At 66.0% G+C, this 14,024-nt stretch carries 10 protein-coding genes and 1 pseudogene; 7 read left to right on the top strand and 4 right to left on the bottom strand.

Annotation, left to right across the window (positions count from 1 at the left end):
• Positions 1-350: 350 nt before the first annotated feature.
• Both GOPIP_RS09845 and GOPIP_RS29040 read right to left on the bottom strand, forming a co-directional pair.
• Positions 351-1,625: pseudogene (locus GOPIP_RS09845) on the bottom strand (HNH endonuclease).
• Between the two features lie 308 nt (positions 1,626-1,933).
• Positions 1,934-2,095: a hypothetical protein gene (locus GOPIP_RS29040; protein ID WP_155828416.1), complete on the bottom strand. Its 162-nt coding sequence runs from the start codon at positions 2,093-2,095 to the stop codon at positions 1,934-1,936.
• 158 nt (positions 2,096-2,253) lie between these two features.
• Between GOPIP_RS29040 and GOPIP_RS09840 the strand changes: the two genes are divergently transcribed.
• From GOPIP_RS09840 to GOPIP_RS29035, 3 genes are all read left to right on the top strand, one after another.
• Positions 2,254-3,876 carry an FUSC family protein gene (locus tag GOPIP_RS09840; protein ID WP_006369502.1) on the top strand — a complete coding sequence of 541 codons (1,623 nt, stop codon included), beginning with the start codon at positions 2,254-2,256 and terminating at the stop codon, positions 3,874-3,876.
• A gap of 196 nt (positions 3,877-4,072) precedes the next feature.
• On the top strand, positions 4,073-5,923 hold the full coding sequence (gene leuA, locus GOPIP_RS09835) for a 2-isopropylmalate synthase (protein ID WP_026920375.1): 1,851 nt from the start codon (positions 4,073-4,075) through the stop codon (positions 5,921-5,923).
• Between the two features lie 381 nt (positions 5,924-6,304).
• Entirely contained in the window at positions 6,305-6,469 is a 165-nt protein-coding gene (locus GOPIP_RS29035; RefSeq protein ID WP_006369500.1) for a hypothetical protein, read from the top strand.
• Between the two features lie 32 nt (positions 6,470-6,501).
• Here the strand turns inward: GOPIP_RS29035 and GOPIP_RS09830 are convergent, their stop codons facing one another.
• Both GOPIP_RS09830 and GOPIP_RS09825 read right to left on the bottom strand, forming a co-directional pair.
• A complete protein-coding gene (locus GOPIP_RS09830) occupies positions 6,502-7,908 on the bottom strand; it encodes an amidohydrolase family protein (RefSeq protein ID WP_006369499.1) in 1,407 nt (468 codons plus the stop codon).
• 70 nt (positions 7,909-7,978) lie between these two features.
• Positions 7,979-9,142 (bottom strand): ATP-grasp domain-containing protein, encoded by a 1,164-nt coding sequence (locus tag GOPIP_RS09825; protein WP_035727580.1) that lies wholly within the window; start codon positions 9,140-9,142, stop codon positions 7,979-7,981.
• A 254-nt stretch (positions 9,143-9,396) separates the two neighbouring features.
• On the opposite strand from GOPIP_RS09825, the gene GOPIP_RS09820 reads away from it, so the two are divergent.
• The 4 genes from GOPIP_RS09820 to GOPIP_RS09805 all read left to right on the top strand — a co-directional run bounded on the left by GOPIP_RS09820 (position 9,397) and on the right by GOPIP_RS09805 (position 13,940).
• Positions 9,397-10,515, top strand: a complete 1,119-nt coding sequence (locus GOPIP_RS09820; RefSeq protein ID WP_006369497.1) for a DMT family transporter — start codon at positions 9,397-9,399, stop codon at positions 10,513-10,515.
• 52 nt (positions 10,516-10,567) lie between these two features.
• Positions 10,568-11,440, top strand: coding sequence for an SCO6745 family protein (locus GOPIP_RS09815; protein ID WP_006369496.1), 873 nt, complete (start codon positions 10,568-10,570; stop codon positions 11,438-11,440).
• 54 nt (positions 11,441-11,494) lie between these two features.
• The gene (locus GOPIP_RS09810) at positions 11,495-11,950 is read left to right on the top strand and encodes a nuclear transport factor 2 family protein (RefSeq protein WP_006369495.1); all 456 of its coding nucleotides are present in this window, start codon (positions 11,495-11,497) and stop codon (positions 11,948-11,950) included.
• 361 nt (positions 11,951-12,311) lie between these two features.
• On the top strand, positions 12,312-13,940 hold the full coding sequence (locus GOPIP_RS09805; RefSeq protein WP_006369494.1) for an HNH endonuclease signature motif containing protein: 1,629 nt from the start codon (positions 12,312-12,314) through the stop codon (positions 13,938-13,940).
• The last annotated feature ends 84 nt before the right edge of the window (positions 13,941-14,024 follow it).

Below are 14,024 nucleotides of genomic sequence, written 5' to 3'. Positions count from 1 at the left end.
GAAGGATGCTGACGCTTTCCCGCCCGATGATCGGGTACTCAGACCCTCCCCACCCGATGGCCCTCCCCACCCGCTGATCGAGGTTGGTCGAGGTGCCGAGGAGCGCCAGCGACGGGCCTCACGCCTCGACCGTCGATCAATGATGCTCGGGCCGTTCCCATCCGATGGTCGAGGTGCACGGCGCCCCTGGCGCCGGGCCTCGAGACCTCTTGTGCCGACGGGATTCCGGGCCACGGGCACGACACCTCGACCATCGGGGGTGGGGAATTCTCTATGGAGTTCTCAAACAACAGATGCGGTCCCGGCCGGGCCGGGTGCGGGGAATCAGGCTGTAGTAGAGGCGCTTCGGGTCAGGCTGCTGCGTCGTCGAGTCGCATGGTTCTGCGGTGGTAGGACGGCACCGGTCGTCGTTTCGGGTCGATGCTGGCGGGTGGGATCAGCCAGGGGTGTCGGTCGAATCCCATGATGATGTCCCATCCGTGGTGGTGGACGTCGTCGTGGCAGCTGGTGCAGAGTAGGCAGCCGTTGTCGAGGTCGGTGGGACCGCCTTTGCTCCAGTGGGTGAGGTGGTGTCCTTGGCAGCGTCCGGCGTGGGCTCCGCATTTGATGCACCCGCGATCCCGCACGAGTAGGGCTTTCCGTTGTCCGGGGGTGAAGAAGCGTTTTGCTTCCCCGACGCTGAGGGGTACCCCGTTGGGGTCGAGCATGATTTTGGTGATGGTGGTGTCACACGACAACTACTTGGCGGTGGCTTCGGTGATGGCACCCATGTTCTGTAAATCGCCGCCGAGCGCGGGGTTGTCCGCCGACCACGTCCATAACAGTCCGTTGGTGGGTTTCGCCGAGAAGGTGGTGTCGGCCAAACCTTGTGCCGCCAACTCCACGATCGTTTCGAACGCGGCCGCACAGATCTGTTCGGGTGTTCGCGGATCCGGGGATCCGTCGGGCTGGGGCTTGGGCGCCGACAAGGTTTCCATCAGAGTTCTGGTTTTCTCGCCGGCGACGATGTCGAGGTTCGCCGAGATTTCCAACCGGCCGTCGTCGGTGATGCGGTCGGTGTAGGAGTTGATCGTCTTGTCCTCCGCAGCTGGCAACCCGCCAGGCGTTTCGGCCGCCAGTTCGTTGCCCAACTGCCGCGTGTAGGTATTGATCTCGGCGGGGGTGAAACCGGCGAAGTAGTGCGACAGCAGTTTCCGCAGGAACTCACACCGTTGCACGGTGTCGAGGGGTTCTGGGGAGCGGGTGTCGATGTGCGCCAATCCGCGGACGATGGCATCGACGTGTTCGGACGAGATGGACCCATCCGCCGCGTGCGCCAACAACAGATCCACATCGGTGGTGGCCGAGATCCGCACATACCGACCTGCGACGGCCGGTGCGAAACCCATGCTGATCAACAACTCCCGCAGTCGGGTGGTCTTGTGATCGGCCACGCCCAGCCGGTCCATCTCACCGGTGAGGGTGGTGGCGTGGTGATCAACCAGATTGCGGAGCAGCAGGACTTGCTTCATCGCACCGAAAGCCTGTGGCCCGGTCATGTCCGGATTCCATTGCAGGTCGCTGAGTTGGCTGACGATGTCGGCGAAGATCGCCTCGGCGTCAAGAGCTTCGGCGGATTCGATCATGAGCCCCTCCCCAGTGGCTGATCGGTGTGATGGCTCCAGTCTACACGAAAGCATGTTCGATGCAAGGGGTATTCTTGATCAATTCTGCTTGTGGACAACGTGTTTCGGCTCGACTTTTCTGTCGGTGGGATGTGGTAAGGGGTGCGGTTTCGTCTGTCGTGCTCTCGATGTGGTTGGGACGCTTGTTGTCTCACCGGGTCTCGAGGCCCGGCGCCTGGGGGCGCCGTGCACCTCGACCATCGGAAGGGTCACGACCATCGGGTAGGGCGGGTAGCTCGACCACCGGAAGAGGCCTCGCGACCCGCGCTCTACTTCTGAACGACAGGCGCAGTGATCGGCGCGGTGACAGGAGCAGGGGCCGGTGGCGCGGCCGTGGCCACGCCACCGGATGCGGCGGCGGTGACGATGCCGACACCGACCACACCTATGGACAGTCGACGGAACACCGGGCGGCGGATGTGTTTACGCATGGGGACTCTCGACTCCTTCGGGATTGATGTCATCGGCGATCGACTCGAAGCGGCGATCGACTGGAGCCAACCGTATGAGCCGATGTTGGGAGGCGGCTGTCCTCGTGCTGCTGATCGCCGGTGACCGCAGCGATCGTGCGCTCTAGAGTGAGTCGGCGATGCCCCACGCCGACCCCCGCCCCGCGCCACCCCCGCGTCCGTCGATCAGACGCGCGTTCTTCGCCGTCCCCGACATCCGCGGGCGATGGGCTGCGGCGCTGCGGGCCGGGTTGGCATTCGCGATACCCGCCGCGGCGCTGTATCTCGTGGGTTTCGAGCGGGATGCACTTCTCGCGGCCCTCGGCGGGTTCGCGGCTCTGTACGGCGAAAAGCGCCCCTACCGGGTTCGGTGGCGGGCGGTGCTCACCGCGGCAGTCCTGCTGGTGGCGGCGTCCGCGGGATACGGCGCGCTCGGTGCGTGGGCCGGACCCGATGCATCAACATCCGAGGATCTGGTGATCGTCGCACTACTGGTCTGCGGTGCAGCGCTGGTCACCTTCGGGGTCAATGCGCTGCGCCTCGGACCACCCGGTCCGTTCTTCTTCATACTCACCGCGGCGGTCGCGTCCGTGGTGACGCGCCACGGCGTCGATCTCGGTCCGCTCGTCGTCGCCACCACCGCCGGTGGCGTCGGCTCCCTGATCGTGGCGATGGCGCCCGGCCTGTGGCGTCCCCACGGCCCGGAGACCTCGGCGACCCTTGCCGCGATGGCGGCGGTGGAGGACTACCTGGACGGCAATCGTGGCGCCGATCGCGCCCGACGGCACGGCGTCGCCCTGTCGACGCTGCATGCGTGGACCGTGCTGCACGACGCAGCGGCGACGAATACCGCTTTGGCACAACAGCTCTGGCAGTCGATGCATCGACTGCACGGCGCTCGCGACCCGCTGGCGATCTCCCCGCCGCTGGGTCGGCCGACGGTCGCTCACCGCCTGCGCATGGCGACGGCCCCGTTCAGCCACGCCCAGATCACCACCGGCCGGGTGATCGTCTCGGCGTTCTGTGCAGGCGCGATCTCGGTCGTCGTCGGCCTCACCCGGCCGGACTGGGCGATCCTCGGCGCGGTACTCGTCCTGCAGTTGGGACCCGATCGGATTCGCGGGGTCATCCGCGGCGCTCACCGGCTGGCCGGCACCGTCGTCGGACTTGCGGTCTTCGCAGCCCTCCATCTGCTCGATCTCGGCGTTCCCGCGCTCATCGTCGTCATCGCCGTGCTCAATGTGCTGATCGAGCTGACGATCGTCGGCAACTACGCGGTGGCGGTCACCTTCATCACGCCGCTGGCGATGCTCATGGGCACCCCGTCGGCCGACATCACCGTCCCGGTCCGCGATCGTTTCCTGGAGACCCTGGTGGGCGTGGTTCTGGCGATCGCCTCGATGTGGCTGGTCGGTGCCCACCTGCATCGGCGCAGCGCCATCCGCGCCGATGACGCCGTACTCGTCGACGTCGACCACGTGTTGGAGACGGTCACGATGGTGCCCGTCGGAGCACCGGAATCGCTGATCGCCCGCCGAGACCTGCAGTGGACCCTGCTCGAGTCGGAGATGGCCGCGACCGATGCGGCCGGCGACGAACCACCATGGGCGCGCGAGCACTGGGCCCACCACGTGGCGGTGTGTCAGGTCGGATACGAGACACTGTCATGGTGCTGGCGTGCAGATCAGAGCCGATCGCTCGACCCGACGCTCGTCGGGATGCTGACCGAGCGCCGGTTGCTCCTGGGTCCCCCGGCACCGTAAGCCCCGGCCGGGTGGCGACCGAGGGGCGAGCCACCCCGTGGTTGATCCGTCGCGACCACCAGGAGTACTGTCGAGCGCATGCAGCGCGCGCTCCTTCTCGGTTGCCGCGGCGGGGTCTGAATCGACCGGCCCTCCGTCGCGGGCCTTCTTATGCGCCGGTCATCTTCCCTCTTTGACTTTCGGAGATTGACCAATGATGGCAGCAGCAGACACCTTCACCTCGGGCGCGAGTCGTATCGTCGAGCCCACGGGACCCATTCCCGCCGATCAGCCGGTCTGGAACAAGCAGCGCAGTTCGGCGATGCCCGTGCACCGTTACCGCTCCTTCGCCGACGAGGTCGAGGCGGTATCGGTTCCCGACCGCACCTGGCCCGACAAGGTCATCGACCGCGCACCCCTGTGGTGTGCGGTGGACCTGCGCGACGGCAACCAGGCGCTGATCGACCCGATGAGTCCCGCCCGCAAACGTCGCATGTTCGACCTGCTGGTCCGGATGGGATACAAGGAGATCGAGGTCGGATTCCCCTCGGCGAGCCAGACCGACTTCGACTTCGTCCGCGAGATCATCGAGGACGGCGCCATCCCCGACGACGTCACCATCCAGGTCCTCACCCAGTGCCGTGACGAACTGATCGAGCGGACCTTCGAAGCGTGTCGCGGCGCGGCGAACGTGATCGTCCACTTCTACAACTCCACCTCGGTCCTGCAGCGTCGCGTGGTGTTCCGCGCCGACAAGGGCAAGATCACCGAGATCGCCACCAACGCCGCACGCCGGGTCCTCGAGGAGGAGAAGAAGTACCCCGACACCAACTGGCGCTACGAGTACTCCCCCGAGTCCTACACCGGCACCGAGCTGAGTTACGCCAAAGAGGTGTGCGACGCGGTCACCGAGATCATCGCCCCCACCCCGGACAAGCCGATGATCATCAACCTGCCGGCGACCGTGGAGATGGCCACCCCCAACGTGTATGCGGACTCGATCGAGTGGATGAGCCGCAACCTGGCTCGTCGCGACTCGATCATCCTGAGTCTGCACCCGCACAATGACCGCGGAACCGCGGTCGCCGCAGCGGAATTGGGCTATCAGGCGGGCGCCGACCGTATCGAGGGCTGCTTGTTCGGCAACGGTGAGCGCACCGGCAACGTCTGCCTGGTGACGCTGGGCATGAATATGTTCAGCCGTGGCGTCGATCCGCAGATCAGCTTCTCCGACATCGACGAGATCCGGCGCACCGTCGAATACTGCAACCAGCTCAATGTCCCCGAACGTCACCCGTACGGCGGCGACCTGGTCTACACCGCGTTCTCCGGCAGCCACCAGGACGCGATCAACAAGGGCCTCGACCAGATGAAGGTCGACGCCGATGCCGACGACTCCGACGTCGACGACATCACCTGGGCGGTACCGTATCTGCCGATCGATCCCAAGGATGTCGGACGCAGCTACGAGGCCGTCATCCGCGTGAACAGCCAGTCCGGCAAGGGCGGCGTGGCCTACATCATGAAGACCGATCACGGCATGAGCCTGCCGCGGCGCCTGCAGATCGAGTTCAGCCGGGAGATCCAGAAACTCACCGACGGTGAGGGCGGAGAAGTGTCGCCGAAGGAGATGTGGGACGTCTTCGCCGACGAATACCTGCACCCGGTGCGTCCGCTCGAGCGGATGCGCCAGCGTGTGGACGCCTCCGAGGTCGACGGCGGCGACGACACCATCACCGCAGTCGTGAAGGTCGACGGCGTCGAGAAGGAGATCAGCGGAACCGGTAACGGTCCGCTCGCGGCCTTCGTCGACGCCCTGGCGACGGTCGGATTCGACGTCCGGGTTCTCGACTACAGCGAGCACGCGATGACCGCCGGCGGCGACGCCAACGCCGCGTCGTACGTGGAGGCGCAGGTCAACGGTGAGACCGTGTGGGGTGTGGGCGTCGCCTCGTCCATCACCACCGCCTCGTTGCGCGCCGTGGTGTCCGCGGTGAACCGGGCCCATCGGGTCACCGCTCCTGCCGACGACACCGCCGACGCCGCACCGCGGACCTGGGCTCCGTAACACCGGCGCACACCCGAGCCGGAGTATTGCAGCCGGAGCATCACAGTCAGCCCGATGCGCGGGTGAACCCTGCCGCATCGTGTGAACGCACGGGCCGGACACACCTCGAGTGACCCTCGAATCGTGTCCGGCCCGTGCGGTGTCTCAGCGGAGATACTTCACGAGAGCCGCTGTGCGAGTTCAGTACTCGGCAATCGCCGAGACCGTCCCGCGCTCGATCGCGGCGACGAACTCGGCATGATCGGCCGCATTCAGCTTGGAATACCGAGAAGCGAAACGGGCCGATCCGCGCCAGATCACACCCGCGGCGGACAGGTGAGTGTGGACACCTTATGCGCTGGTGAGTGGACGTGACGGCCTCGCCACGGACAATGGGAACACATGACCAACATGGAATTTCTCGCACTCGCCGCAGTGCTCGTACTCGTGGCCTGCGCCGCGGGGATCGGTGCACTCGTCGGCATCATCGCCCAGTCCGGGGTTACCGCCCCATCTGCAGGGCACTCCGACGACGCCGTCCCCGCGGACACCCTTCCCGCCCGCTGATTCACGACCGGCCGGGGGTCCCTTATCCGGGCTCACCCCTCGTCCGGGCTCACCCGCTGGCCGCGGACGTAGACCTCGGCGATCGCCGGTTCACGCAGCGCCATCAACAACGCGAACAACTCCTGTTCGCGGGCCAGATCGGCGTCGTCGGCCCGAATCCCGTTCGCAAGGACCACTTCCAGCGGCGGCCATCGCCACGGCTCGATGACCAGGAAGTCGGCCTCCTTGCCGACGTCGAGGTTGCCGAACCGATCCTCGGCGTCGAGAGCTCGCGCGCCGGCCAGCGTTCCGGTGAACAACAACTGCGCCGGATGGATCGACACACCCGCGTCTCCCGGCTCGGAGATGTGCACCTTGAACGCATCGGAGAGCACGCGGGAGATCAGCCACTCATCGCCTGCACCGCAATCACTTCCGGCCGCCACGGTCACCCCGGAACCGACAGTTCTGCGCCACGGCATCGTGCCCGATCCGAGGAACAGCTGCGAGGTCGGGCAGTGCGCGATCGACGTCCCGGTCTGCGCCATCCGATCCAGTTCGGCGTCGGTGCAGTGCACGGCGTGCGCCAGGATCGTGCGACGCCCCAGCAGACTCTCTCCCCCGTGCGCCGAGCCCGGCAGGAACTTCCCGTCGTAGGTGTCGAGGTAGGTGTCGACCTCGAAAAGCTGTTTCACCGAATCGATCTCACCGGTGCCCGGCCGATTGTTCTCGTTGAGGTGGGTGTGGACATACACCCCGGTATCGGCCACCTCCGCATACAACTCGCCCAGTGCCCGCAACGTCTGGGTGGTCACCGACAACGTGAACCGTGGCACGATCGCGGTGTGCAACAACGACGTTGACGGGTCGCCGGTATCGGCACCATGCCAGCGTTCGATCTCCGCGCGGGTCAGGGCGATGGCGTCGGCCTCGGAGGTGAGCAGCGGCTCGGCGGAATCCGGTCCGACCGTTTGGATTCCACGTCCACTGACCAGTCGCAGCCCCACCCGGGCGGTCTCGGTGAACAACGCGTCCTGGGCGTGGCCGAACGCCGACCCGAACACCATGGCCGCGGTTGTGCCGGTGGCGATCCGTCGTGCGGTGAAGTCACGGGCGATCCGCTGTGCGAACTTCGGGTCGGCGAGCCGGGCCTCGGCGGGAAAGATGCAGGTGCTCAACCACTCCAGTAATTGCCCACCCCCGTAGGCGTCGAGCGAATAGGTCTGCGGGAAGTGGATGTGGGCGTCGACGAATCCCGGGATCAGGTAGGCGTCACCATGGTCGACGGTGACGCCGTCGGCGTCCTCGGACAGGCCGGCGCGCGGACCGCTGTAGACGATGATGCCGGTCGCGTCGTCGATCACCAGTGCGCCGTCGGCGATGTCGACCAACGCCGCGGGGGCCTCCTGCAGCGTCGGGGCACCGGTGATGTGGATCAGATGGCCGAGATGGATGGTCACCGGAACACAAAAACACAGCGCCGCCGATTCGGCGCGCCGAGCACCGCCGGGTGTCGGATACCGCCGGACCTCAGATGACGTGCCCGTCCCACTCGTGGTCGTGCATGAAGCCCTCCGCGAGGCCGACCCGGTACTTCAGGCAGCTGCGCACGATTCCGAGGTAGGCGACGGGAAGCGCGTAACCCGGCAGCCGGTCTCCGCGCACACCGATGACGTCGTCGAATCCGCGCAGGTCCCGGAAGTACTGCCGCATGGTTCGTCCCTGCCGCGCATCCTCACGCCACCCGAAGATCGTCATGCCGACCTTGATCATGGTGTGCACGTCGTCATCGGGGACGATCAATTCGTCGTTCTCACCGAAGAACGCCTCATCGACGCGATTGTGCGGCCGGAACATCATGATCCCGCTGGTGGCACGCGGATTGCATTCGATGCAGTACAGCCCCTTTTCCGGGTGGTCGATGAAGTCGAAGCCGACCTGCCCGGTGAAATCGGTGTCGGCGAGGAACTTCTCGACCCAGTCGAAGATCGTCTGGTGCTGCGCCGAGACGAAGGACAGGCACGAGCTGCCACCGATCGCGTACTCGACGGGGTAGGTCGCGTGCGCGAAGATCTTGCCCTCCCGCACCACCGAGTACGTGCAGTAGCGATCGCCGGTCAGCCACTCCTGCGCGAGCCACGGATTGCTCGGATCGTGATCGAGCCACTCCATCCGATCGCCCGGATACACCTTGTGCACCTTCTGCGAGCCGCGCGAGTAGCACTTCTTGACCGCGAAGGGGCCGGTGAAATCGAGCTTGTCGATGTCCTCCGGACCGTCGAGCCGCGCGAACTTCAGGGTGTCGATGCCGTGCTCGACGAGCATCTCCTGGAAGTCGTACTTGTTGTGCAACCGATTCTCGAGTTCGAAATCGGACAGGAAGAGCTCGCAGTCAGGTGGGAACAGTCCCCGCATCATCGACAGGATGTCGGTCTCTTCGTGGATCGGGATCACCATGTCGATGTGTTCGTCGACGACGATCCTGGCCAGTTCACGGCAGTATTCCTGCGGCTTGAACTTGGGCGGCGGGACAAGGTGGAACGAGTCGACGGCCTTCGAGACCCGGGTCAGCGCCACCGGGATCGAGTCGACGGTGGTGACCCGATGCCCGGCCGCCGCGAGCAGGCGCGCCAGGTTCAGGCTGAGAAAGGACCGGCCGAAGGTCATCAGGATGTGCTTACCGGAGAAGGCCACGGGGCGAGTGTAGGCGTGCTCGCCCCGGCGTCTGCGACGGCTGCCGGGCCGCCGTGGTTTGTCGGACCCCTGCCGCATACTCACCTCACACCGCTACGCCGCCGATCCAGGGGACGACAGTCGGGCAAAGGGTACAAATCGATTGCATTGAGCGGGCGGAGGCGGATTACATGGAATAGCGGACCCGCGGTCATCGTTGGGATTCTCTGGATTGTTAGGTTGGCTACGTTCGGTCGGGCGGAAGGGGTGCGGCGATGCTGTTCGTGATCGGCGTCATCTCGGCATCGCTGGCCGCCGTTGCCTACGGCATGTCGACGGTGCTCCGAGCGCTCGGAGCGCGCCGGGTCGCGCAGACCGAACGCGAGGACGGCGTCGTCGGCACCAATGCCGCGGGCGGCCCGTCACTGCAGTCGACCATGTCGACCCTCGTCGACCCCTCCTTCATCCTCGGCACCGTCATGGTTATCGTCGGATTCGCCGGCGGTGCGGTCGCCGCGCGGTTCCTCCCGCTGTTCCTGTCGCAGACCATCGTCTCGGCGAATCTCGTCGTGACGGCGTTGCTCGGCACGATCATGCTCAACATCGCGTTGCACACCCGCGACTGGATCGCCATCTGGCTGGTCGTGTTCTCGCTGTGCCTGCTCGGCTTCTCCTCCTCACACACCACCGGCGAGGGCCAGGCCGACACCATCCACTGGGGTCTGTTCGGGGCGACGATCCTGTTGTCGGCTCTGGCACTGCTCGGTGTGTACCGGCTCGGACGCCACGGCGCGATCGTCGGTGGCGCGATGGCCGGTCTGCTCTTCGGTGTGATCGCGATCGCCGTCCGCATCCTCGACGGCGTGCACCCGTTCGACCTGAAGGTTCTGCTGCTCGACCCGGCCGCGTGGACCATCGCTGTCGCCGGCGCCTGCGGGTTCTTCGTGCAAACCGTCGCCCTGCAGCTCGGGGCGGTCAACGGGGTGACCGCGGTGCTCGTGGTCGGCGAGACCGCGGGACCGAGTCTCGTCGGAGTGCTGTTCCTCGGCGACACCGCCAAGCCCGGCCTGGGGTGGCTGGCCGTCGTCGGCTTCATCGGCGCCGTCGTCGGTGCCGTTCTCGTCGCCTGGTACGGATCCGGTGATCCCGACCACTTCGGCGAGGCACCACCGATGAAGGGCGGATGGCGCCGCGGCCGTGAGGATTTCGACGAGGAGGACTACGGCGCAGAAGAGTTCGACGACGAGGCGCGTCTGGAGATGTCCCCGAACGAGAACGAATTCTGCGACGCCGACTTCACCCTCGTCGAAGAAGACCTCGAGGCCGACCTCGGCATACCGCGCGACGACGAACATCGCCCGGCGACCCGCAACGGGCGCGATCGGGCGCAGTGAACTCGCGGCCTCGTCTTGACACCCGGACCGGTCAGCGGCAAACGTGTGAGGCATGTCGTCTGACCAGATCTCGCACGCGCGCCGCGCGTACGAGACGCTCGAGCCCTTTCACATCCTCGCCTACTTCAACCCCGGTCTCGGTGCCGCACAGGAGGCCACGGGCCTGAATCCGCACGCGTTCTATGTCGGTGCTCGCGGGGCACCACTCGGCGAGTGCGCGCCGACGGTGGTCACCTCGGCCTTCTTCAACTTTGCTCCCACCTCGATCGCGAAGAGCTGGCCCAAGGCGGTGGCGTGCGGCCTCGAGCGGGTGTCGCAGGCGCGATGGACGATGCTCGACGAGCAATTGCGGACCATCCTCGGCGAACGCGCCGACGACCCGGAGATCGCTCGTCTGGCCGATGTCTTCGCCGACGCCGGGCGTACGCTGCCCTACACAGGTCGTCCGTTGGCCGCGGCGTGGGCGGAGTCGCCGGCTCCCAACGCTGCGCACCTCCGACTCTGGCACGCGGTCGCGATACTGCGAGAATGGCGCGGCGACAACCACATTGCCGCACTGGTCGTGAGTGGTCTCAACGGCATCGACGCCGCGGTCTTCCATGAGGCCACACTTCCTGATCCGACGGTGCGCCGGCGGTCGATGGGCCGGGAGATGACGCTGCTCACCCGCGGGTGGTCGGGGCAGGACTGGGAGGCGTCGGTGGATCGGCTCGTCGAACGTGGTCTGGCCGAACGCACCGATGACGGCCATCGACTGACCGCCGCAGGTGCCGCGCTCTACGACGACGTCGAGGCCACCACCGATGCTCTCGGTGAGCAGTTCTGGGCCCGACCCGAACTCGACGACGCGCTGCAGGCGATCCGGCCGTACGTCAAGGCGGTCATCGACGCCGGCGTGCTGCCGGGGACGGCCCGGAAAAGCTGATCAACTCGGCGATTCCGGGGTCGTCGGCCATGACGGTGCGGTAGTCCTCGAAGGGTGAACGACGTCGCCGCCATCGAAGCGCTCAAGTACCGATACCTCCGTGCCCTCGACACCAAGGACTGGGACACCTTCGCCGACACGCTGACCGACGACGTCACCGGCGAGTACGGCGACTCCCTGAGCTTCACCGCTCGGGATGAACTGGTCGGTTTCATGCGGACGTCGGTGGGGCCCGGGGTGATCACCGAGCATCGCGTCTCGCATCCGGAGATCGAGGTGTCCGGCGATATCGCGCATGGGCGCTGGTACCTGTCGGATCGGGTGATCGTGCCCGACTTCGAGTTCATGCTCATCGGCGCCGCGTTCTACGACGACACCTACCGCCGCACGGCAGACGGTTGGCGGATCTGCGCGACCGGATACGACCGCACCTATGAGGCCCACGTCCCACTCGCCGCGATCCCCGGCTTCACCCTGAAGGTGGGGCCGGCAATCCGGACCGGCGAGTGAGCTCAGCGTCTTTCCGACGTAACAGTGGGCAGCGTTGTTGCCGCTGCCGATTTCGGATCACTGTGGCCCGGATACTCACCGGCGAGAGGGGTCCCGAGGCCTCGACCATCGGAACGGGCGACGGCCGCTTCCTGACCGATGGTCGACCCTTCCCCCGATGGTCGAGGTGCTCGGCGCGCTAGCGCCGAGCCTCGAGACCCGGCGAGATGACAAGTATCGCAACCACATTGATCCCCAGTCGACGCGCGCGAAAATTCTTGTCCACAGATTTCTCCGGTGTGGCGATCGTCGGACCGGTTTTGTCGGTACCCCTTCGTACACTTGTTCTCATCAAGTCCGATCGTGGGAGGGGAGGTTTCGGGTGTCGACGACGTTGACGTTCACCGACCCGGATGCCGACGCTGCCGCGATCACAGCCATGTCGCGCGATGAGCTCACCGAGACCGGCCCGGACCTGCTACGCGAGTCCCGCAAATACGAAGCCCGGACGGTGCTTGCTGCCGCCGCGCTGGCGGAGCGGGTGTATCGCGAGCGTTTGGCGGGCCAGTCCGAGGTCGAGGTGTGGGGCTCGGTGATCGAGCACGCCGACAAACTCGCACGCGCCGAAGTGTCTCTGCAGTTCAAGATCTCTCGCAGTAAGGCCGGCAACTGGATTGCTCTGGCGGATCTGTTGGAGAAGGTCCCGCTCATCCGCGCCGCCTATCTGAACGGGGAACTCTCCACCAACCGGGCCTCGATCATGGCGCGCGCCGCCCAACGTGGCGCGGACACCGACACCGGTGATGAGTCCGGTAACGAATCGGAGATGTCGTTCGAAGAGATCGTCCTGGACTACGGATCCCGCGCCACCACCGACCCAGTGCTGTCGCAACAACTCGACGCCGCACTGATTTCGATGAACCCCGACAGTGTCATCGAGGACCGTGACACCCTCACCGATCTGGTGGGGAACGTGACCATCACCCCAGACGTTGCCGGGCACTCCGCTCTGGGTGCGGTTGTTCCCGCGCATTATGGGGTGTTTCTCACAACGCAGATCAACGCGCTCATCGATGAACGGACCTGCCGCATGGACCCGCGTCGAGTGGGGTCGCTGCGGGTGATCGCACTTGGTGAGATCACCGGCGTCCCGGGGGCGCACCTCGACTGTGAATGCGGACAAGATGATTGCCCGAAACGAGGTGGCGGCACCGACAGCAACGGGTCTGCCGAAACACCCTCTGACGCCGAGGACGCGGCAGAGTGGGACGACCTGATGCCCGAACCCGCTGACGCGGATGCGCCTGAAGTCGAGGATGTCGAACCTTCCAGTGCGCCGGCCCCTTCCAATGCGCGGGCGCAGGAACCTGTCGATGTGGTGGAGCTGGTCGTCGAACCCGAGATCCCCGACCCCATGGATGAGCCGAGGCCGGATGAGGTTCCGGTGGCGTTCGGGCGGGCTTTGGTGGTGCCCGGCGCACCTGTGTTGACGGTGTTGAAGGACCCTGACGGGATTCTCGTGCCCCGGTTGCAGGGGTACGGGCCGATCGACCCCGACTACGCGGCCACCCTGTCCGAGGTCGCGAAGACCATCCATTATCCCGAATCCGTGCGCACGGCTGGACCGTTGATCCCGCAGATCTCCGACCGCGCACAGGCACCGCCGGCGGATCCGACTGGACACGGCGGTCACACCGTGCCACCACCTGGGGCATTGACCTATGCACCCAGCGCCACCTTGCGCGCTGAGGTGCTGGCCAACGACTCCTGGTGCCGATACCCCTACTGCGGTATGCCCTCACACCTGTGCGACCTCGATCATTGGCGGCCGTTCAACCACACCGACCCCGAGGCCGGAGGGTGGACGGTGCTCGGTGATCTGATCCCGCTGTGTCGGGCCGATCATCAACGCAAACATCTCGCCGAGTGGGTGCCGACGCTCTTTCTGGATCGGCGGGTGGAGTGGCGGAGCCGACGGAGTGGGCAGGTGATTGTCACCTACCCGCGGTGACGACTTCTTTGTCTGTGGGATGGAACCAGCTGTGACTCACCGGGTCTCGAGGCTCGGCGCACGCGCCTCGCACCTCGACCACCG

It is taken from the genome of Gordonia polyisoprenivorans NBRC 16320 = JCM 10675 (genome assembly GCF_000241325.1).
Lineage (GTDB): Bacteria > Actinomycetota > Actinomycetes > Mycobacteriales > Mycobacteriaceae > Gordonia > Gordonia polyisoprenivorans.
This window is presented reverse-complemented; position numbering and strand designations above follow the sequence as displayed.